Origin of the sequence: Mesorhizobium sp. M7A.F.Ca.CA.002.05.1.1 (assembly GCF_003998335.1) — a bacterium.
Taxonomy (GTDB): Bacteria; Pseudomonadota; Alphaproteobacteria; order Rhizobiales; family Rhizobiaceae; genus Mesorhizobium.
In genome coordinates this window covers 1-780 of sequence record NZ_RZQI01001481.1, presented here as the reverse complement: position 1 = coordinate 780, position 780 = coordinate 1, and the positions used below count along the sequence as shown (strand labels likewise).

Annotated in this window: 2 protein-coding genes; both read right to left on the bottom strand. The window is 58.8% G+C overall.

Annotated features, from left to right (window positions below; genetic code table 11):
- On the bottom strand, positions 1-467 hold a 467-nt coding region (locus EN939_RS36510), incomplete at its 3' end, for an extracellular solute-binding protein (protein ID WP_127272083.1).
- A 104-nt stretch (positions 468-571) separates the two neighbouring features.
- A partial coding sequence (locus tag EN939_RS36505) for an ABC transporter permease (protein ID WP_442919602.1) occupies positions 572-780 on the bottom strand: 209 nt, incomplete at its 5' end.

Genomic DNA, 780 nt, shown 5'->3' with positions numbered 1-780 from the left:
GCCGGTGGCTCGAAATAGGTCTTCCAGCTGTCGACCGGGCCTTTGTAGAGGTCGCGGTTGACGGTGTAGCCGGCATTGCCGAAGGCGAGCGGGATCGAATGATTGCCTGTCGCATCCCACCACGGTTTCTGCCAGTCCGGCAGGACTTGGCTGTAGGCCGCCATCGAACTGGCGCCGAAATCCTCAAGCAGCCCGCTATCGATCATGATCTTCACGAAGTGCTGCGAAGGCGTGACGATGTCGTAGCCCGACGAGCCGGCCTGCAGCTTGGTGAGCAGGTCCTCGTTGGATGAGAAGGCGTCGACCGTGACCTTTATGCCGGTTTCCTTCTCGAATTTCGTGACCATCTCGGGCGAGATGGAATCCGCCCATGCGTAGATGGCCAGGCTGCCCTCGGCGAGAGCGGGCACGCTAAAGGCGAGGCTCATGGCACCGGCCATGGTGAGCGCTGCAATTTTAGTCGTCATGTCATTCCCCTGTTTGTTGTTCTCCCAGGGGCGACGATAACAAACTGCCGGGTTCGATAAATTCGATTTGCCCGACGCCTTGATTAGGAAAAACTACGCCGCTGCTACTGCCGTCGCTGAAGCAGGAAGGCCACGGTCGCCAGCACCACCGAAACAATCATGATCAAGGTCGAGATTGCGTTGAGCTGCGGCGACACGCCCTGCTTGATCAGCGAGAAAATGTAGACCGGCAGCGTGGTGGCGCCGCCGGAATTCAACAGGTTGCTGGTGATGAAATCATCCATCGAGATGACGAAGGCGAGCATGGCGCCGG